The 19,843-nt window shown below is 72.1% G+C and carries 15 protein-coding genes; 12 read left to right on the top strand and 3 right to left on the bottom strand.

From position 1 onward, the window contains the following. The first annotated feature begins 20 nt into the window (after positions 1-20). The 3 genes from ACIRU3_RS32925 to ACIRU3_RS32915 all read left to right on the top strand — a co-directional run bounded on the left by ACIRU3_RS32925 (position 21) and on the right by ACIRU3_RS32915 (position 5,639). Entirely contained in the window at positions 21-284 is a 264-nt protein-coding gene (locus ACIRU3_RS32925) for a WhiB family transcriptional regulator (protein ID WP_003975777.1), read from the top strand. Between the two features lie 229 nt (positions 285-513). Further along, positions 514-4,134, top strand: a complete 3,621-nt coding sequence (locus ACIRU3_RS32920; RefSeq protein ID WP_404064144.1) for a glycosyltransferase — start codon at positions 514-516, stop codon at positions 4,132-4,134. After that, positions 4,131-5,639 carry a DUF5719 family protein gene (locus ACIRU3_RS32915; protein WP_404064141.1) on the top strand — a complete coding sequence of 503 codons (1,509 nt, stop codon included), beginning with the start codon at positions 4,131-4,133 and terminating at the stop codon, positions 5,637-5,639. Before ACIRU3_RS32920 ends, ACIRU3_RS32915 begins: the two co-directional genes overlap by 4 nt. A 111-nt stretch (positions 5,640-5,750) precedes the next feature. On the opposite strand, the gene ACIRU3_RS32910 is transcribed toward ACIRU3_RS32915, so the two are convergent. Next, the gene (locus ACIRU3_RS32910) at positions 5,751-6,203 is read right to left on the bottom strand and encodes a metallopeptidase family protein (protein WP_404064405.1); all 453 of its coding nucleotides are present in this window, start codon (positions 6,201-6,203) and stop codon (positions 5,751-5,753) included. Between the two features lie 352 nt (positions 6,204-6,555). Here ACIRU3_RS32910 and ACIRU3_RS32905 point away from each other — a divergent pair, with 352 nt between their 5' ends. The 6 genes from ACIRU3_RS32905 (at position 6,556) to ACIRU3_RS32880 (ending at position 12,400) form a co-directional block, all read left to right on the top strand. Continuing rightward, the gene (locus ACIRU3_RS32905) at positions 6,556-6,930 is read left to right on the top strand and encodes a DUF3499 domain-containing protein (RefSeq protein ID WP_404064138.1); all 375 of its coding nucleotides are present in this window, start codon (positions 6,556-6,558) and stop codon (positions 6,928-6,930) included. Between the two features lie 184 nt (positions 6,931-7,114). Further along, positions 7,115-8,479, top strand: a complete 1,365-nt coding sequence (locus tag ACIRU3_RS32900; RefSeq protein ID WP_404064135.1) for a phosphomannomutase/phosphoglucomutase — start codon at positions 7,115-7,117, stop codon at positions 8,477-8,479. A gap of 175 nt (positions 8,480-8,654) precedes the next feature. Continuing rightward, positions 8,655-8,825 (top strand): Trm112 family protein, encoded by a 171-nt coding sequence (locus ACIRU3_RS32895; protein WP_404064133.1) that lies wholly within the window; start codon positions 8,655-8,657, stop codon positions 8,823-8,825. An 87-nt stretch (positions 8,826-8,912) separates the two neighbouring features. After that, on the top strand, positions 8,913-10,040 hold the full coding sequence (locus tag ACIRU3_RS32890) for an SIS domain-containing protein (protein ID WP_404064130.1): 1,128 nt from the start codon (positions 8,913-8,915) through the stop codon (positions 10,038-10,040). 95 nt (positions 10,041-10,135) lie between these two features. Next, positions 10,136-11,287 (top strand): mannose-6-phosphate isomerase, class I, encoded by a 1,152-nt coding sequence (gene manA / locus ACIRU3_RS32885; RefSeq protein WP_404064128.1) that lies wholly within the window; start codon positions 10,136-10,138, stop codon positions 11,285-11,287. A 132-nt stretch (positions 11,288-11,419) separates the two neighbouring features. Then, positions 11,420-12,400 (top strand): cation diffusion facilitator family transporter, encoded by a 981-nt coding sequence (locus ACIRU3_RS32880; protein WP_404064125.1) that lies wholly within the window; start codon positions 11,420-11,422, stop codon positions 12,398-12,400. A gap of 174 nt (positions 12,401-12,574) precedes the next feature. Here the strand turns inward: ACIRU3_RS32880 and ACIRU3_RS32875 are convergent, their stop codons facing one another. After that, positions 12,575-14,668, bottom strand: a complete 2,094-nt coding sequence (locus ACIRU3_RS32875; RefSeq protein WP_404064123.1) for a fructose-specific PTS transporter subunit EIIC — start codon at positions 14,666-14,668, stop codon at positions 12,575-12,577. A gap of 467 nt (positions 14,669-15,135) precedes the next feature. Here ACIRU3_RS32875 and ahcY point away from each other — a divergent pair, with 467 nt between their 5' ends. Next, entirely contained in the window at positions 15,136-16,593 is a 1,458-nt protein-coding gene (gene ahcY, locus ACIRU3_RS32870; RefSeq protein ID WP_404064120.1) for an adenosylhomocysteinase, read from the top strand. 105 nt (positions 16,594-16,698) lie between these two features. After that, positions 16,699-17,310, top strand: coding sequence for a hypothetical protein (locus ACIRU3_RS32865; RefSeq protein ID WP_404064117.1), 612 nt, complete (start codon positions 16,699-16,701; stop codon positions 17,308-17,310). A gap of 32 nt (positions 17,311-17,342) precedes the next feature. Here ACIRU3_RS32865 and ACIRU3_RS32860 read toward each other — a convergent pair whose 3' ends face one another. Further along, a complete protein-coding gene (locus tag ACIRU3_RS32860; protein ID WP_404064115.1) occupies positions 17,343-18,368 on the bottom strand; it encodes an RDD family protein in 1,026 nt (341 codons plus the stop codon). 142 nt (positions 18,369-18,510) lie between these two features. On the opposite strand from ACIRU3_RS32860, the gene ACIRU3_RS32855 reads away from it, so the two are divergent. After that, a complete protein-coding gene (locus ACIRU3_RS32855) occupies positions 18,511-19,518 on the top strand; it encodes a stage II sporulation protein M (protein WP_404064112.1) in 1,008 nt (335 codons plus the stop codon). Positions 19,519-19,843 lie beyond the last annotated feature (325 nt).

Genomic DNA, 19,843 nt, shown 5'->3' with positions numbered 1-19,843 from the left:
AAGACAGACGAGGGGCGCACATGACCGAGCTGGTGCAGCAACTGCTGGTCGACGACGCGGACGAGGAACTCGGCTGGCAGGAGCGCGCGCTGTGCGCCCAGACCGACCCCGAGTCCTTCTTCCCCGAGAAGGGCGGCTCCACCAGAGAGGCGAAGAAGGTCTGTCTCGCCTGCGAGGTGCGCTCCGAATGCCTCGAGTACGCCCTCGCCAACGACGAGCGCTTCGGCATCTGGGGCGGTCTGTCCGAACGTGAACGCCGTCGACTGAAGAAGGCGGCCGTCTGAGGAAGACCGCCGTCCGACCGACCCCTGATCATTCTCCGACCGCCGTCTTACCGAACGGCGGGAAAGCCTCCGCGCATACGTGACGAACGGCCCGTCGCCAGTGGTTGTCCACAGGCGGCGGGCCGTCGTCGTGGCCAGCCGATAGTGTGGTCGCTCGTCCGAGACGACCCGCTGTCCCCTCGGGGCACAGGCGTCCACCGCAGTCCATCGAACCGGGGCCCGTACCTCGATGTCCGTGCACAGCCATACGGCAGCCCAACACGACGCTGCCACTCCTGAGTTCCCGCGTCATGTGGTGACCGCGGTCCTCGTCGCACACGACGGCGCCCGCTGGCTGCCCGACGCGCTCGCCGGGCTGCTCGGCCAGGAGCGCCCCGTCCAGTACGCGGTGGCGGCCGACACCGGCAGCGCGGACGACTCCGCCCAGCTGGTCACCGAGGCCCTCGGCGACGAGCGCGTGCTGCACCTCGCCCGGCGCACCGGCTTCGGCCAGGCCGTCGAGGAGGCGAGCCGCACGGCCCCCATCCTCACCCCGGACGAGCTGCCGTACCTCAGGCGCCCCAGCGGCTGGGACCCGGTCACGCGCTCGTGGCGCGACGACACCTACGACCTGCCCGAGCTGCCGCACGGCGAGCCCGTCCAGTGGCTGTGGCTGCTGCACGACGACTGCGCCCCCGAGCCCGACGCCCTCGCCCAGCTGCTCCGGGTCGTCGAGAACGAACTCGAACTCGGCCGTGACGACGTGGCGGTCGTCGGCCCCAAGCTGCGCGGCTGGTACGACCGCCGGCAACTGCTGGAGGTCGGCGTCTCCATCGCCAACTCCGGCCGCCGCTGGACCGGCCTGGACCGCCGCGAACAGGACCAGGGCCAGCACGATCACGTCCGCACCGTGCTGTCCGTGTCCACCGCCGGCATGCTCATCCGCCGCGACGTCTTCGAGCAGCTCGGCGGATTCGACCGTCGGCTGCCCCTGATGCGCGACGACGTAGACCTCTGCTGGCGCGCCCACGCGGCCGGCCACCGTGTCCTCGTTGCCCCCGAGGCGGTCGTACGGCACGCCGAGGCGGCCTCCCGCGAGCGCCGCACGGTCGACTGCATGGGCCGCACCGCCGCCTCCCCGCACAAGGTCGACAAGGCCGGCGCCGTCTACACCCTCCTCGTCAACACCCGCGCCGCCGCCCTGCCCTGGGTGCTGCTGCGGCTCGTCGTCGGCACCCTCCTGAGGACCGTCGCCTACCTCGTCGGCAAGGTCCCGGGGCAGGCCGTCGACGAGATCCGCGGCCTGCTGGGCACCCTGCTGCGGCCCGAGCGGATCCTCGCCGGACGGCGCCGCCGCGGGCCCTCGCAGCTCGACAAGGGCGAACTGCGCCAGCTCTTCCCGCCGCCGGGCGCCACCGTCCGCGCCACCGTGGAACAGGTCGCGGGCAACTTCTCCGGCGGTTCCGACAGCGACACCTCCTCGGCCGGCCGGCACGGTGCCGTGGAGTCCGGGCCCGGCGGCGACGACGCCGATTTCCTGGAGATCGAGCAGTTCGCCCGGCTCAAGAGGATCGCCCGCAAGCCCGGCCCGGTCCTCTTCCTGGCCCTGCTCCTGGTCTCGCTCGCCGCCTGCCGCGCCCTGCTCGGGGGCGGCGCGCTCGCGGGCGGCGCCCTGCTGCCTGCGCCGGCCGCCGCCGGCGATCTCTGGTCCCGCTATCTGGACGGCTGGCACCCCGTCGGCGCCGGCGGCACCCCGTCCGCACCGCCCTACCTGGCCGCGGTCGCGACCCTCGCCTCGATCCTGTTCGGCTCCACCGGACTCGCGGTCACCGTCCTGCTGGTCTGCTCGGTGCCGCTGGCCGGCCTCACCGCCTACTTCGCCTCCCGGCCCCTCGTCACCTCCCGCCTGCTGCGCGCCTGGGCGGCCATCGCCTACGCCTTCCTGCCCGCCGCCACCGGCGCCCTGGCCGGAGGCCGCATCGGCACCGCCGTGCTCGCCGTGCTCCTGCCGCTCATCGCGCGCGCGGGCAGCGCCGCGAGCGGCCTCACCAGAGCCTCCGGCGCGCGCGGCAGCTGGCGCGCCACCTGGGCGTACGCGTTGCTGCTGACCATCACCACCGCGTTCACGCCGATCGTGTGGCCCATCGCCCTGGTCCTCGGCCTCGGCGTGCTGGTCCTGCGCCGCGGTGACCTCGTCGCCCACGGCCTGCGCTTCCTCGCCCAGCTCGGCACCCCGCTGCTGGTCCTCGCCCCCTGGTCGCTCACCCTGCTCCCGGCCGGTTTCTTCAAGGAGGCGGGCCTGGAGTACGGCGCCTCGGCCGCCTCCGCCCTCGACCTGCTCGGCGCGAGCCCGGGCGGCCCCGGCACCGTCCACGGCCTGATGCTCATCGGCATCGTCCTCGCCGCCCTGGCCGCACTCCTGCGCTCCGAGCGCCGGTCGGGCATCCGCACCGCCTGGGCGGTCGCCCTGGTGGGCCTCGTCTTCGCGGTCCTGTCCAACCACTCCACGTGGGCCGGACCGGCCACCCTCGTCTACGGCCTCGCCCTGCTGGCCGCCGCCGCGCTCGGCGCCGACGGGGCACGCGCGCGCGTGGCCGAGCAGAGCTTCGGCTGGCGCCAGCCGGTCGCCGCTCTCATCGCCTTCGCCTCGGCCGCGGGCCCGCTGCTCGTCGCCGCCGGCTGGATGATCCGCGGCGCCGACGGCCCGCTGGAGCGCCGCGACCCGGTACAGGTCCCCGCGTTCGTCGCCGAGGACGCCGCCACCCGCGACCAGGCCCGCACCCTGATTCTCGACAGCGACTCCACCGCACGCGTGCGCTACACCCTCGTGCGCGGCTCCGGCGCCCGGATGGGAGACGCCGAACTCGCCGCCGCCGACGGGGAGAACGCCAAGCTCGACAAGGTCGTCGCCAACCTCGTCGCCGGCTCCGGCGCCGACCAGTCCGGCCAGCTCGGCGGCTTCGCGGTCCGCTATGTCCTCGTTCACAAGGGTGCCCCCCGCGAGGTCACCCGCGTCCTGGACGCCACGCACGGCCTGAGCCGGCTCAGCCAGCAGGACGGCAGCGCCCTGTGGCGCGTCGACCAGCAGGTCTCCCGGGCCACCATCGTGTCCGCGGACGGTTCCGGCACCGCCAAGTCCGTCGCCGCCGGTCCGGTGGAGGTCCACGCCACCGTCCCCGCGGGCTCGGGCAGCCGCGTCCTGCGCCTGGCCGACGCCGCCTCCGACGGCTGGACGGCCACCCTGGACGGCAAGCCGCTCACCCGCACCACGGTCGACGGCTGGGCCCAGGGCTTCCAGCTGCCCTCCGGCGGCGGCAGGCTGGACGTCGCCTACGACGCCCCGATCACCCACACCGCCTGGCTGTGGGCCCAGGGCGCCCTCGCTGTCGTCCTCGTCGTCCTCGCGCTTCCCGGCCGCCGACGTGACATCGACGACGACCTCCCCGAGGAGCGGCCGCTGCCCGCCCAGGCCACCGCGGGCGAGGGCCGCCGCGCCCGCCGCCTGCGCGCCCAGGCCGAGGAACCGTCCATCCCGGAGCAGCCCGCCCCCGGCAGCATGCCTCCTCCCCCGCAGGAGGCCCCGGCGGCCGTCCCGCAGCAGCAGCCGTACGGCGACTGGGACTACCCGGCCGCCGAGTACGGCGGCTACGGCACCGACCAGTACCAGGGCACCGGGCAGTACCCGGCCGACGGCTACGACCAGCAGGCGTACCAGCCCGACCCGTACCAGACCGGCCAGTACGACCCCTACGCCTACGGCGGTACGGCCGAGCAGATGCCGTACGACCCGACGGCCTACCAGCAGGGCTACGACCCGGCCCAGCAGCCCTACGGCAACGGCAGTGAGCGCCCCGACGGGAGCCAGCAGTGAACCGCACGACCCTGTCCCTGATCGCCGGCACGACCGCGCTGGCCGCCGTCACCGCCTTCGCCGCGCTGGACACCCCGTCCGCGTCCGGTGCGGGCGCCGCCGAGGCGGCCGCCGAGCTGCCCGTGGAGCGCACCAGCCTGCTGTGCCCCGCGCCGAGCATGTCCGACATCGCCGACACGTCGTACACGTCGTACACGCCCGTCACCAAGGGTGCCGCGAGCGGCGGCAAGGCCGAACTCCAGGCGGCCACCGAGCAGTCGGCGGACGGCACGGGCGGCACCAAGACGGGCAAGGGCGCCAAGAAGAAGGCCGGCAAGCCGGTCCTCACACCGAAGGAACCCGGCACGCCGGTCACCGGCGACACCTCCGGTGCCGACGCGCCCGCGCTGGTCGGCACCGCCGACGGGAAGTTCGCACCGGGCTGGACCGTCCAGGAGACCACCGAGGTCGCCGCGGGCTCCGGCCGCGGCCTCCAGGGAGTCAACTGCACCGCTCCCGACACCGAGTTCTGGTTCCCGGGCACCAGCACGGCCGCCGGCCGCACCGACTACGTGCACCTCACCAACCCCGACGACTCCGCGGCCGTCGTCGACATCGAGCTGTACGGCAAGAACGGCGCCATCAAGTCCGCGGTGGGGGACGGCATCGCGATCCCGCCGCACGCCGGCAAACCGATCCTGCTCTCCACCCTCACCGATGAGCGGCAGTCCGACCTGACCGTGCACGTCAACGTGCGCAGCGGCCGGGTCGGCGCGGCGGTGCAGGCCCTGGACGACAAGACGGGCGGCGACTGGCTGGCCGCGGCCGCCGACCCGGCCGGCAGCCTGGTCCTGCCCGGCATCCCGAAGGACGCCACCGACGTCCGCCTGATCGCTTTCACGCCCGGCGACGCCGACGCGGACCTGAAGGTCCGCCTGGCCTCGCCCGACGGCCTGATCACCCCGGCCGGGAACGAGACGCTGCACGTCAAGTCCGGTATGACGACCGCAGCCGACCTCGGCGAGATCACCCGCGGCGAGGCGGGCTCCCTGGTCCTGACCCCCACCGACCAGTCGGTCCCGGTCGTGGCGGCACTGCGGGTGGTCCGGGGCAAGGGGGCCAAGCAGGAGACGGCGTTCATCCCCGCCACGGCCCCCGTCGGCACGCGCGCGACCGCGGCCGACAACAGCGGCAGGACCACGACCCTCTCCCTGACCGCACCCACCGGCACCGCCACGGTCAAGGTCACCGCATCGGCGGGCAGCGGGGGCGGCACCCCGGTCACGAAGACCTACACGATCAAGTCCGGCACCACCCAGGACATCAGCGCGCCCGTCCCCTCGGGTTCGAAGGGCACCTACGCCCTCACCGTGGAGCCCGTCTCCGGCACCCCGGTCTATGCCTCCCGCACCCTCGCGGCCACCGAGTCCGGCATCCCGGGCTTCACCATCCAGACCCTCCCGAACGACCGGGGCCTGGTGTCGGTGCCCCGGACGGACGAGGACTTGTCGGTACTGCAGAAGTGATCAGGAACGGGCCCGCCCCGGCAGCGACATGACCGCGGCGCCGGCCGACATGGTCCGCGGCTCCGGCCGCGGCCGGGCGTCGCGACGGGGCGAACGTTGCCTGCCGCGGCACTAGTCCTCCCCGTACCGGGGATCCACGGTCTCCGGCGTCAGTCCCAGCAGCTCGGCCACCTGCTCGACAACGACCTCGTGCACCAAGGCCGCCCGCTCGTCGCGCCCCTTGGTCCGGATCTCCACCGGCCGCCGGTACACCACGACCCGAGCCCGCCGCCCCTCACGCGCGGGGATGATCCCGCCCAGCGGCACGGCCTCGTCGTCCCAGGCCTCCGTACTCCGCCCCTCCAGCCGAGGCACCTCGAGCACCAGGAAATCGATGTCGGCCAGCTGCGGCCACCGCCGCTCAAGACGCTCCACGGAGTCCTGCACCAGGTCCGCGAACACCTCGGCACGGCTGGCCGCCAGCGGCACCTGCGGGGGCGCGATCGGTCCCCGCATGCCCCGCCCATGACGATCACGGCGGCGGGGCCCGGGGCCGGCGGCACGGGGCGGTACACGGTTGTCCATCACTGGTGAAGCGTAGTCCCCGCGCGCTCCGCCCGCCCGGCCCCACGCGGCACCGGGACCTTGACCGAACGGCAACCGGCCACCACCGACCCATGTCGCCGGATGACCGATCCGGCCAAGGTCTGGCTCGTTTCCGTAACCTTCCAAGACCGGTGAACTCAAGGCAATTGACGTTGTTTGTACGGACTCATGACCGGACGCGGCCTCGCCCGAGACTCCGCGCAGACCCGTCCACGCAGGTCAGCAAGGCCTGTTCGGAAAGGCGTGTGGGGCGTCTCACAGGCCGACACGGTGGAGTGACCTGGGGGAGAGTCGTCGCGGCCCGCTCAAGAGTGCGGTACCGTCCAACGTCGTGAGCCCTGTACGTCGCTGTTCGCGAACCGCCTGCGGCCGACCCGCCGTCGCGACGCTGACGTACGTCTACGCCGACTCGACCGCGGTCCTCGGCCCGCTCGCCACCTACGCCGAACCCCACTGCTACGACCTGTGCGCCGAGCACTCCGAGCGCCTCACCGCCCCCCGTGGCTGGGAGGTCGTACGCCTCCTCGACGGCTCCGCTCCGGCACGGCCCAGCGGAGACGATCTGGAAGCGCTTGCCAACGCCGTGCGCGAGGCGGCCCGTCCCCAGGAACGGGCGGCACAGGCAGGCGGCGGCGCACGCACCGTGGACCCCATGGAGGTCGCCCGCCGAGGCCACCTCCGCGTCCTCCGCTCACCGGACAACTGAGCCCCGCCCGCCGGACAACTGCGCCCCGTTCACCGGCATTCGGCCCTCCGCCAGCACCTCCCGCCGTCCCCCATGCGGCGTTACGACTCGAAGGCGCCCGGGAGTCCACCTGGTGTCCGCCCCCCGCCCCCTGCCCCTGACGGGTAGTTTGTGGGCACCCATAGGACTTTCAGGAGGGTTGGCCGTGGCTGCTGATCTGTCGCAGATCGTGAAGGCGTACGACGTACGCGGAGTGGTTCCGGACCAGTGGGACGAGTCGCTGGCCGGCCTCTTCGGTGCCGCCTTCGCCGAGGTGACGGGCGCGACGGCGATCGTCGTGGGCCACGACATGCGTCCCTCGTCCCCCGGCCTGTCCCGCGCCTTCGCGCGCGGCGCGGCGGACCGCGGGGTGGACGTCACCGAGATCGGCCTGTGCTCCACGGACCAGCTGTACTACGCCTCGGGCGCGCTGAACCTCCCGGGCGCGATGTTCACGGCTTCCCACAACCCGGCGCAGTACAACGGCATCAAGATGTGCCGCGCGGGCGCCGCCCCCGTCGGCCAGGACACCGGCCTCGCCCAGATCCGCGAACTGGCCGAGCGGTGGCTGGAGTCGGGCGCTCCGGAGCCGGCCGCCGAGCCGGGAACCCTCACCGCGCGCGAGACGTTGGAGGACTACGCGGCGCATCTGCGCTCCCTCGTCGACCTGACCTCCATCCGCCACCTGAAGGTCGTCGTCGACGCCGGTAACGGCATGGGCGGCCACACGGTCCCCACGGTCTTCGCCGGCCTGCCCCTGACCCTCGTCCCGATGTACTTCGAACTGGACGGCACCTTCCCGAACCACGAGGCCAACCCGCTCGACCCGGCCAACATCGTGGACCTGCAGAAGCGGGTCCCGGCGGAGGGCGCCGACCTGGGCATCGCCTTCGACGGCGACGCCGACCGCTGCTTCGTCGTGGACGAGAACGGCGACCCGGTCTCCCCGTCGGCGATCACCGCGCTGGTCGCCGCCCGCGAGCTGGCCCGCAACGGCGGCCGGGGCACGGTCATCCACAACCTGATCACGTCCCGCACGGTCCCGGAGGTGGTGAAGGAGAACGGCGGCACCCCGGTCCGCACCCGCGTCGGCCACTCCTTCATCAAGGCCGAGATGGCCCGGGCCGGCGCGATCTTCGGCGGCGAGCACTCCGCCCACTACTACTTCAAGGACTTCTGGAACGCCGACACGGGCATGCTGGCCGCCCTGCACGTCCTCGCCGCCCTCGGCGGCCAGGACGGCACCCTGTCCGCCCTCGTCGCCCAGTACGACCGCTACGCCGGCTCCGGCGAGATCAACTCCACGGTCGCTGACCAGGCCGCTCGCCTCGCCGCCGTCCGCAGCGCCTACGAAGGCCGCCCGGGCATCACCCTGGACGACCTCGACGGCCTCACGGTCTCCGCCGCCGACTGGTGGTTCAACGTGCGCCCGTCCAACACGGAACCCCTGCTCCGCCTGAACGCGGAGGCGAAGGACAAGGCGACGATGACCGAGATCCGCGACGAGGCGCTGGCGATCATCCGGGGTTGATACCCGGTCGTGTCCGGCCCACCGGGCCGGATGCCGGGTGGGCACGGGCCGAGGGCCCGGGGGCGGCGCCCCCCCCGGGCCGCCCCCGAGCCCACCGGACCCTCCAGCACCGCCCCACCGGCGGTACGCTGACCAGCACATCAGCAAAGCCGTACCCGCCCAGAAGGGACACCCCATGCCGCTCGAAGCCGGCCTCCTGGAGATCCTCGCCTGCCCGGCCTGCCACGCCGCCCTCAAGGAGCAGGACACCGAGCTGATCTGCACCGGCCAGGACTGCGGTCTGACATACCCCGTCCGCGACGGCATCCCGGTCCTGCTCGTCGACGAGGCCCGCCGCCCCGCGTAACAGGGCCGCCGCCGCGCGAACGACGCGGCGCCCACCCCCGTGCTCGACCCCACGCACAGGACCCCCGGCGATCGGAGGCTGCCGCCCATGCTCGACGAATCGCTGCTCGACACCCCAGAAGGCCTCGCCGAGGCCGACCGCCGAGGCCTCCTGCGCGGCGCGGCCGAGGCCGGCGCCCGCGTCCGTACCGCGGCCCGGCACGCCGTCGAGGCCGGAGTCGGCGACCTGAAGCCCGACGGCCGCCCCCGCGCCGTGCTGATCGCGGGCCCGGGAGCCGCCGCCACCCACACCGCCGACCTCATCGGCAGCCTCGCCGGTCCCGGCAGCCCCGTCACCCGTTTGGCCCCGACCGGCGTCGCCCCGGCCGCGGGAGCCCTGCGCTGGGAACTGCCGGGCTGGGCCGGTTCCGTCGACCTGCTGCTGATCGCAACTTCGGACGGCACCGAACCCAGCCTCACCCTGCTCGCCGAGCAGGCCTACCGCCGCGGCTGCTCGGTCGTCGCCGTGGCCCCGGCCGGCACCCCGCTCGCCGAGGCGATGGCCGGTGCGCACGGCCTGTTCGTACCGATGGCGACGGCGCCGTACGACCAGGAGGAACCCGTCGCCGCGTCCTCCTCGGGCGTCTTCTGGGCCCTCCTCGCCCCGCTGCTGGTGCTTCTCGACCGCATCGGCCTGATCGGCGCAGCGCCGGACGCCCTGGAGAAGGTCGCCGACCGCCTGGACCACATCGCCGAACGCTGCGGCCCGGCCATCGCCACCTACAGCAACCCGGCCAAGACACTCGCCGCCGAACTCGCCGACGCGCTGCCCGTCGTATGGACGGAGGGAAACTCGGCCGGGCCCGCCGGCCGTCGTTTCGCCGACGCCCTCGCCGAACTCGCCGGCCGCCCCGCCGTGGTCGCCGAACTTCCCGAGGCACTCGCCGCGCACAGCGCACTGCTGGCCGGCCCCCTCGCGGCCAGCGCCGATCCCGACGACTTCTTCCGTGACCGCGTGGAGGAGGCGCCCGCGCTGCACGCGCGCGTGGTGCTCCTCCGCGACCGGCCGATCGGCGGCCTCACCGCCGCCCCCGCCGCCCGTGACCTGGCCCTCGGCCACGACACGCCGATCAGCGAACTCGAACCGGAAGAGGGCGGGGACCTGGAGACCCTCGCTGAACTGATCGCCATCACGGATTTCGCCGCCGTTTACCTGGCGCTCGCTTCCGGGGCCTGACCTTGCTCCGGGTCGACCGACCCGCGCCCACCACCGGAACAGGAACCGGCAACGGCGCCGGCCGCGCAGCGAACAAACGGAGACAGAGAAACCACATGGACCGCCTCGACAACACCGTCCGCCCGTACGCCTGGGGTTCCCCCACCGCCATCCCGCACCTGCTCGGTGTCCAGCCGACCGGCGAACCGCAGGCGGAGATGTGGATGGGCGCACACCCGGGTGCTCCCTCGCGCACCGAGCGCGGGACGCTCGTCGAGGTCGTCGACACCGACCCGGAGCGCGAACTGGGTGCCGGGGCGGTCGCGAAGTTCGGCCCGCGGCTGCCGTTCCTCCTGAAGATCCTCGCCGCCGGAGCGCCCCTGTCCCTCCAGGTGCATCCCGACCTGGAGCAGGCGCAGGAGGGATTCGCGGACGAGGAGCTGCGCGGCGTCCCCCTGGACGCCCCGCACCGCAACTACAAGGACGCCAACCACAAGCCCGAACTGATCTGCGCGCTCACCGAGTTCGACGGCCTGTGCGGCTTCCGCGACCCGCTCCGGACCGCCGACCTGCTCGACGGTCTCGGTGTCGACTCCCTGAAGCCGTACGTCGATCTGCTGCGCGCGCACCCCGAGGAAGCGGCCCTGCGTGAGGTGCTCACGGCGGTCCTCACCGCCGACCCGGAGGAGATGGCCCACACGGTCGCCGAGGCCACCGCCGCCTGCACCCGCCTCGGCGGCGACCACGCCCCCTACGCCGGCCTCGCCCACCACTACCCCGGCGACCGCGGTGTCATCGCGGCCATGCTGCTCAACCACGTCCGCCTGCAGCCCGGCGAGGCCCTGTTCCTCGGCGCGGGAATCCCGCACGCCTACCTCAGCGGCATGGGCGTGGAGATCATGGCCAACTCGGACAACGTCCTGCGCTGCGGTCTGACCCCCAAGCACGTCGACGTCCCCGAGCTCCTGCGCGTCGTCCGCTTCGAGGCCGGCGACGCGGGCGTGCTGCGCCCCGAGGCCTCCCCGGACGGCGAGGAGGTCTACGAGACGCCGATCGACGAGTTCCGGCTCTCCCGGTACGTCCTCCCGGAGGGCGGCACCGCGCACGACCTCACCCTGGACACCCCGCAGATCCTGCTCTGCACGGCCGGTTCCGTCCGGGCGGGCGAGCTCGAACTCGCCCCCGGCCAGTCGGTCTTCGTCCCGGCCGACGAGAAGGCCGAAGTGTCCGGCGCAGGCACGGTCTTCCGCGCCACCGTGATCGTATGACCGGGACTGTGGATACCTGACACGCCGCCGCCCGGCCGGGCTGCAAGAATGACCCACCGGCAAAGCACGGGCAAAGACGGGCACACGCCTGGACGGCGTAGACGTACGAGGGCGAAGGGACAACGCGGACACATGAGCGCGTCAGGCGGAACCAGGGCGATCGTGGCGGCACTCGGCGCCAATCTCGCGATCGCGGCATCGAAGTTCGTGGCGTTCGCGTTCAGCGGCTCCTCGTCGATGCTCGCCGAGGGCGTCCACTCGCTCGCCGACTCCGGCAACCAGTTCCTGCTGCTGATCGGCGGCAAGAAGGCCCAGCGCGAGGCGACCCCGCAGCACCCCTTCGGCTACGGCCGCGAGCGGTACATCTACGCCTTCCTCGTCTCGATCGTCCTCTTCTCCGTCGGTGGCATGTTCGCCGTATACGAGGGCTTCGAGAAGATCCGCCACCCGCACGAGGTCGAGCACTGGTACTGGCCGGTGGGCGTCCTCGTCTTCGCGATCATCGCCGAGGGCTTCTCCTTCCGCACGGCCATCAAGGAGTCCAACGAGCTGCGCGGCAAGCTGTCCTGGTCGCAGTTCATCCGCCGCGCCAAGGCCCCCGAGCTGCCGGTCGTCCTGCTGGAGGACTTCGGTGCGCTCATCGGCCTCGTCCTCGCCCTCGGTGGCGTCGGTCTCGCCCTGCTCACCGGCGACGGCGTCTGGGACGGCATCGGCACCGTCTGCATCGGTGTCCTGCTCGTCCTGATCGCCCTGGTCCTGGCCGCCGAGACCAAGTCGCTGCTGCTCGGCGAGGCCGCGGGCATCGAGGAGGTCAAGAAGATCGAGGCCGCGGTCGTCGACGGCGACACGGTCACCGGCGTCATCCACATGCGCACCCTCCACCTCGGCCCCGAGGAACTGCTCGTCGCCGCCAAGATCGCCGTCCAGCACGACGACACGGCCACCGAGGTCGCGAACGCCATCAACGCGGCCGAGGCCCGCATCCGCGCCGCCGTCCCCATCGCCCGCGTCATCTACCTGGAGCCGGACATCTACAGCGAGGCCGAGGCCGCGAAGGGCCCGGACCCGGAGGCGACCCCGGGCGGTCCGACCCCGGACACGGCCGGTCACTGAATCACCCGGTGCGACGACGGGGCCTGCCCATGGCCGGGCAGGCCCCGTCCGCTTTCCGCACGCCGGTCGTCGGACCGGCTGCACGGGCCGGGGCGCCGTCGGCACCCCACCGTGCGGCCCGGGAAGAGGGCGGTGTGCGGGCCCGGAACCGGCCCCGCACACCGTTTCCTCAGCTCACCCGACCTCGCCTAGCACGTCGAGTACCGCTCGCTCGTCCGCGGCCGCCAGCAGCCGCTCCCGGAACCCGGGGTCCATCAGCTTGCGGGACAGCATCGCGAGGATCCGCAGATGTTCGTCACCGGCGGCCGCCTCCGGTACGGCGATCATGAAGAACAGCCGGGCCTTCGTACCGTCCAGCGAGCCCCACTCGACGCCCCGCGCCGACCGCGCGAAGCCGACGACCGGAGCGGTCACCGCGTCCGTCTTGGCATGCGGGATCGCGATCTCCTCGCCCAGTCCGGTCGTCCCCTGCTCCTCGCGCCGCAGCGCGACCGCGACCAGTTCCTCGACGTCGGCGACCCGGTCACTGCGGCTCAGCAGCTCCGCCATCTCCCGGATCGCGGCCCCCTTGCCGTCCGCGGCGAGAGCGACCTCGACCGTCCGCTCGGTGAGATACCCGGAGAGCACCTCGGGCGCCTCGCCGGAGGTCTCCGCCGCACCGGCCGCTCCTTCGGCACGCGCCCCGTGGGCCTCCGCCCCCGCCTCGGCAGGCGCCGGAACAGCGGCGACCGTCATGGGCTCGCGCCGGGCCTGCCCGGGAACGACCGCACCGGCCCCGGCCGGCACGGGCTCGGCCCCGCCGGCCGACTCGGACCGCCTCCGGCGCTCGGCCACGTCCACCAGCGTCACGGTCGTCAGCGCCGTCACCACCGTGCCGATCGCCACGGCCACGAAGAACGTCGGTACGCCGCCCACCGCGCCCAGCACCGCCACCACCGGCCCGCCGTGCGGCACCGCGTCCTTCACCCCGGCCAGCCCCGCGACCGCACCGGCCACCGCCCCGCCCAGCATGTTGGCCGGGATCACCTGAGCGGGCCGCGCCGCCGCGAACGGGATCGCCCCCTCGGAGATACCGAAGCAGCCCATGAACAGCGCCGCGAGCCCCGTCTCCCGTTCCTGCTCGGTGTACAGCCGCCTGCGGATCAGCGTGGCCAGACCCTGGCCCAGCGGCATCACCGGGATCGCGGCCGCGCACATGCCCATGACCGTCTGGTTGCCGCTCGCGATGAGCCCCGCGCCGAACAGGAACGCCGTCTTGTTGACCGGCCCGCCCATGTCGAAGGCGATCATCAGCCCCAGGATCGCGCCCAGCAGCACCGCGCTGCTGCCGGTCATTCCGCCGAGCCAGCTGGTCAGATGCTCGAACACCCAGGAGATCGGCTTGCCGATGACGTATATGAAGAACAGCCCGAGCGCCGTCGTCGCCACGATCGGGATCACGATGATCGGCATGATCGGCTGTACGAACTTCGGGACCCGGACCTTCTTGATCCACAGCACCAGATATCCGGCGAGGAACCCGGTCACGATCGCCCCGATGAAGCCCGCGCCCGCCTTGGAGTCGTACAGCGCGCCCGTGTTGGCGATCCAGCCGCCGATCATGCCCGGCACCAGCGCGGGCCGGTCCGCGATCGCGTAGGCGATGTATCCGGACAGGATCGGAATCATCAGCTGGAAGCCGATCCCGCCGATCGCGTTGACGTGCGCCCAGAAGGTGCCCTCCGGGATCACATACCCCTTGGCCGTCGCATGGCCGCCGAGCGCCAGCGAGACCGCGATCAGCAGACCGCCGACGACCACGAACGGGATCATGTACGAGACACCGTTCATCAGCGCCTTGTAGACCGGGCCCCGCTCCTTGCCGCCGCCCGCCGCGGCCGCTCTCCCGGTGGGAGCGCCGCCGGGCGTGTGCACGGGTGCCGACCGCACCCGCTCGATCAGCCGCTCGGGGTGGTGGATGCCCTCGGCGACCCCGACCGTCAGCACGCGCTTGCCCGCGAAACGGCTCAGGTCGACGTCCTTGTCCGCGGCGACGATGATGCCGTCGGCGCTTCTGACATCGTTGTCATCGAGGACGTTCTCGGCTCCGATGGATCCCTGTGTCTCCACCTTCATCTCGATACCGAGGCCTGCGGCGGCCTGCGCGAGCTTCTCCGCCGCCATGTACGTGTGCGCGATGCCGGTCGGGCATGCGGTCACCGCGAGCAGCCTGATCCGCTGCTGCTCGTCACCGCCGCCCGTGGGGGGAGGGCCGGCCGGACTGGTCACGTCGATCTCCTAACGCCTTTGTCACACGAGGCACTGTCCCGGACACCCCGCGAGATCGATCGGAACTCCCGATCTCCCTGCATCCTGCAACACCCCGCCCTCGACTCAAAGGTGCGAAAGTCCCTGTTCATGCCGGTTTGCAGTCTCCTGCCCCATGCTTTCCGGCCGGCCTCCCGGACGTTCTTCGCACCCCGCTCCGACCCCCGGCCGCATCCCCCGAACGACGCGAACTGTTCGGAGGCGGACTGGGGACGGCCCGGCCCTCCGGTGTAGCTTGGGACGAAGCCAGACGTCGCTGCTGATGGCGGTCGGGCGGTCCCAGCGCGGACCGACCGAGGGAGAGAGGGCCTCCGACGGACTGCGCTGCGCGTACGCGGGCATGCCTGTGTCCTCTCGGGCACCCCTGTGTCCGCCGCCGCGCAGACCAGCCCTACCCACCTCGACCCAATCCCGAGGAGCAGCTCGCAATGACGACTGTCGACAACCGACAGGACTTCAAGGTCGCCGACCTCTCCCTGGCCGAGTTCGGCCGCAAGGAGATCACCCTCGCCGAGCACGAGATGCCGGGCCTGATGGCGATCCGCAAGGAGTACGCCGAGGCCCAGCCCCTCGCCGGCGCCCGTGTCACCGGCTCCCTGCACATGACCGTGCAGACCGCCGTCCTCATCGAGACCCTGGTCGCCCTCGGCGCCGAGGTCCGCTGGGCCTCCTGCAACATCTTCTCCACCCAGGACCACGCGGCGGCCGCCATCGCAGTCGGCCCGAACGGCACGCCCGACAGCCCGCAGGGCGTCCCGGTCTTCGCCTGGAAGGGCGAGACCCTCGAGGAGTACTGGTGGTGCACCGAGCAGGCGCTGACCTGGCCGGACAGCCCCACCGGCGGCCCGAACATGATCCTGGACGACGGTGGTGACGCCACCCTCCTCGTCCACAAGGGCGTCGAGTACGAGAAGGACGGCAAGGTCCCCGGCCTGGAGACCGCCGAGTCCGACGAGCACCGCGTCATCCTCCAACTGCTGCACCGCACCATCACCGACGGCTCGCAGAAGTGGACCCAGCTGGCCTCCGAGATCCGTGGTGTCACGGAGGAGACCACGACCGGCGTCCACCGCCTGTACGAGATGCAGCGCGACGGCGTCCTCCTCTTCCCGGCGATCAACGTCAACGACGCCGTCACCAAGTCGAAGTTCGACAACAAGTACGGCTGCCGCCACTCCCTCGTCGACGGCATCAACCGCGCCACCGACACCCTGATCGGCGGCAAGACCGCCGTCATCTGCGGCTACGGCGACGTGGGCAAGGGCTGCGCCGAGTCGCTGCGCGGCCAGGGCGCCCGAGTGATCATCACCGAGATCGACCCGATCTGCGCCCTGCAGGCGGCGATGGACGGCTACCAGGTCACGACCCTGGACGAGGTCGTCGAGACCGCCGACATCTTCATCACCACCACCGGCAACAAGGACATCATCCTTGCGTCGGACATGGCGAAGATGAAGCACCAGGCGATCGTCGGCAACATCGGCCACTTCGACAACGAGATCGACATGGCCGGCCTCGCCAAGATCCCGGGCATCGTCAAGGACGAGGTCAAGCCGCAGGTCCACACCTGGACCTTCGCGGACGGCAAGGTGATCATCGTGCTGTCCGAGGGCCGCCTGCTGAACCTGGGCAACGCCACCGGTCACCCGTCGTTCGTGATGTCCAACTCCTTCGCGGACCAGACCCTGGCGCAGATCGAGCTGTTCACCAAGCCCGACGAGTACCCGACCGGCGTCTACACGCTGCCCAAGCACCTCGACGAGAAGGTCGCCCGCCTCCACCTGGACGCGCTAGGCGTGAAGCTCACCGAGCTGCGCCCCGAGCAGGCCGCGTACATCGGCGTGGACGTCGAGGGCCCGTACAAGTCGGACCACTACCGCTACTGAGTCCGCACGTCCGCAGATCCTTCGAGGCAGGCCCCCGCACCCCCGTGCCGGGGGCCTGCCCCTTTGGCCTCTGGCCGGACCGGACCGTCAAGACCCAGGACCCCCATGCCCCGCGGCCGATATTCGCTCCACGATCCGCACGATCACACCCCCCTCGCAGAAGAGCACTTCCAGTGCGCCCCCGGCCCGTCCGGCTGGCGCTACGTCTCCCGGCTGACCACCCCCGCGGGCGACCACCAAGGCTCGGTCGACCTCACCCTGGACGACCTCGGCCGCCCCATCCGCCTCGAACTCCACGCGGGAGGCTGGCAGGTGCGCGGCGCCGCCCTCGACGGCGTCACCTGGGTCCGCACCGACCCCACCGGCGCTCAGGCCACCGAAGGCAATGTGCGCGCCCATGCCTTCACCGGCACGTCCCCCGCGTTCCTCGTCGCCACCGTCCGTCTCCTGCGCCTCACCCCCTCCGCCGCGACCCGGGTACGCCTCGTGGCCTTCACGGACCCGGTCCTCGCCCCCCGCACCCTGGACCAGTCCTGGGCCTTGCTGAACAGCGAAGCACACGCCACTGACAGCGGCCCTCTGACCGTGGACGAATACCAGGTCACAGCCCTGGACACGGGCGAGCAGCACACCGTGCACATCGCCGGCGACGTGGTCCTGCAGGCGCCCGGAATCGAGCTGGAGGACCTTCAGTCACCGCCGTCGCGATTCGACTGAGCGGACGGAGGCGACACGCGCGACACAGCCTGCTAGGCCGGCGGCGCGAACCCGGTGGAACCGGATCCCGAGGCGGGGCGGCCCGACGGCGGCTCGTCCTGCGGCGGCCGCACGGGCTGCGCGACGGGAGCCTGCGGCTGCGGCGAGTCCTGGGCCGGGGACGGGGCACGCTGAGCAGGATTCCCGGGCAGCCCGGGCGCCTGAGACTGATACGGGTGCGCGGTGGGTGGCTGCGGCACCGGCGGGGGATAACCACCGGGCATGCCGGGCGCGTAGCCGGAAGGCGCGCCCTGCGCCGGGACCGGACCCGGGGCTCCGAACGCCTGCCGGGTGTCGCGAGCCTGCCGCTCATGGACCACGGCGGCCAGGAAAGCGGCCGGGTGCACACCCTGCGGGAGCTGAGCTCCTGTACGAGCCGCGAGGTCGGCCGCGAGCCGTTGCGCCATGTCCCAGGACACCTGCGGATCGAGCTGCTGCATCCGCGTCAGGTACTGCCGGACGGCAAGCCACAGCCCGTCCGGCACGGACGACAGGTCCAGCTCGGCGAACCGTCCCGCGAGCCACGGCGGAGGAGGAGGCACCAGGCCCACCCGCCCGACGGGAATCCGCTCGCGCACGACCAGAGTGCCCGCGAAGACGTCGCCGAGCCGTCGACCCCGCGCCGACACCAGCGAGGCGATGCAGGCCACGATCCCGAACGTCATCAGGATCTCGACCACACCGATCGCGCCCCGCACCAGCGCATGCCGGAACCGGATGGGCCCGCCGTCGTCCCGCACCACACGCAGGCCGAACGCCAGCTTCCCCAGCGAGCGCCCACGGCTGAGGGTCTCCACCGCGATCGGCCCGCCGACCAGCACCAACAGAAAGACCGCGATCGACAACGCCATCTGAGCGGCGTCGTCCAAGGACGAGGTCGAGGACACCAGCGCGAAGGTCGCGCCGATGTACACGAGCACGGCCACCACCAGGTCGAGCAGGATCGCCAACGCCCTGCTCGGCAGCTTCGCGGGCCGCAGTTCGAGCGCCACCGCCTCGCCGGTCACCAGCTCACTCACGCCCGCCGTCCTTCCCTGGTCTGCCCTGTGAACCGCAAGTCTGCCAAGCTGAGGGCGCATCGTGCCCCAGTACGACAAGCTGACAGCATCACGAGCCTCCACGACGAGCAGTGGACGACCAGCCGAGGAGCAGGCAGACCCGATGGACCTGGACGTCTTCGTCTCCGCACACCGAGCCGAATGGGACCGCCTCGACGCCCTGCTCCGCCGTCAGCGACGCCTCAACGGCACCGAGGCCGACGAACTCGTCGCCCTCTACCAGCGCACCGCGACCCACCTCTCGCTCATACAGTCCAGCGCTCCCGATCCGCAGCTGACGGGACGGCTCAGCCAACTCGTGGCACGCGCGCGCAGCGCTGTCACCGGCACCCGCCGCGCCTCATGGCGCGACGTCACGCGCTTCCTCGGCCAGAGCTTCCCCGCCGCGGTCTACCGCGCGCGCCACTGGTGGGTGCCCACCGCGCTCGTCTCCACCGTCGTCGCGATCCTCCTGGGTTGCTGGATAGGCACCCACCCGGAAGTGCAGTCGACCATCGCGGCCCCCAGCCAGCTGCGCGAGCTGACACGCCCCGGTGGTGAGTACGAGACCTACTACTCGAGCCACCCCGCGGCCTCCTTCGCCGCCCAGGTGTGGACGAACAACGCCCGGGCCGCCGCGATGTGCCTGGTCCTGGGCGTCTTTTTGGGCCTGCCCGTGCTCTGGATCCTCTTCCAGAACATGCTCAACCTGGGCGTCGGCTTCGGCCTCATGTCCTCCGCCGGCCGCCTGGACACCTTCCTCGGCCTGATCCTCCCGCACGGCCTGCTCGAACTGACCGCGGTCTTCGTGGCCGCCGGCACCGGCCTCCGCCTCGGCTGGACCGTCATCGACCCAGGTCCCCGCAGCCGCCGTGTCGCTCTCGCCGAGGAGGGCCGGGCCGCCGTGGGCATGGCGATAGGTCTCGCACTGGTCCTGTTCGTCTCCGGCGCCATCGAAGGCTTCGTCACTCCGTCCGGCCTCCCCACCTGGGCCCGCATAGGCATCGGGATCGCGGCCGAGCTGGCATTCCTGGCATACGTCTACGTGCTCGGCGGTCGCGCGGCACGCGCCGGCGACACGGGCGACCTTGAGGCGACCGAGCGAAGCGCCGCCGTGCCCACGGCCGCTTGATGTGCGTTCGGGCCCTGTGACCTGCTAGTCTCCTCTTCGCCCCGCAAGAACCGTTGACACGGATGGAGTGGGGAGGTAGATTCAATGAGTTGCCTAGAACTGGACAGGTTCGGGGCAGATCGCTAGAATCTATCTGCTTCCAAGAAATCGCGACTGCGATTCCGAGAAGCACCTCCGACTTACTCCTCAGAAATGAGCGGCCGGTCAGACCGGCCAAAAGCTTCTGATAAAGTCGGAACCGCCGGAAAGGGAAACGCGAGAGCGGGAACCTGGAAAGCACCGAGGAAATCGGATCGAGAAAAGATCTGATAGAGTCGGAAACACC

It is taken from the genome of Streptomyces sp. NPDC101151, assembly GCF_044768335.1.
GTDB lineage: Bacteria > Actinomycetota > Actinomycetes > Streptomycetales > Streptomycetaceae > Streptomyces.
Note: the sequence above shows the minus strand (reverse complement) of the source record. Positions and strands in the feature narration are given on the sequence as shown.

Coding starts and splice junctions, on each gene's coding strand:
- ACIRU3_RS32925 (WP_003975777.1), top strand. CDS start 21: ATGACCGAGCTGGTGCAGCAACTGCTGGTCGACGACGCGGACGAGGAA.
- ACIRU3_RS32920 (WP_404064144.1), top strand. CDS start 514: ATGTCCGTGCACAGCCATACGGCAGCCCAACACGACGCTGCCACTCCT.
- ACIRU3_RS32910 (WP_404064405.1), bottom strand. CDS start 6,203: ATGGACAACCGTGTACCGCCCCGTGCCGCCGGCCCCGGGCCCCGCCGC.
- ACIRU3_RS32895 (WP_404064133.1), top strand. CDS start 8,655: ATGCCGCTCGAAGCCGGCCTCCTGGAGATCCTCGCCTGCCCGGCCTGC.
- ACIRU3_RS32890 (WP_404064130.1), top strand. CDS start 8,913: ATGCTCGACGAATCGCTGCTCGACACCCCAGAAGGCCTCGCCGAGGCC.
- manA (WP_404064128.1), top strand. CDS start 10,136: ATGGACCGCCTCGACAACACCGTCCGCCCGTACGCCTGGGGTTCCCCC.
- ACIRU3_RS32880 (WP_404064125.1), top strand. CDS start 11,420: ATGAGCGCGTCAGGCGGAACCAGGGCGATCGTGGCGGCACTCGGCGCC.
- ahcY (WP_404064120.1), top strand. CDS start 15,136: ATGACGACTGTCGACAACCGACAGGACTTCAAGGTCGCCGACCTCTCC.
- ACIRU3_RS32865 (WP_404064117.1), top strand. CDS start 16,699: ATGCCCCGCGGCCGATATTCGCTCCACGATCCGCACGATCACACCCCC.
- ACIRU3_RS32855 (WP_404064112.1), top strand. CDS start 18,511: ATGGACCTGGACGTCTTCGTCTCCGCACACCGAGCCGAATGGGACCGC.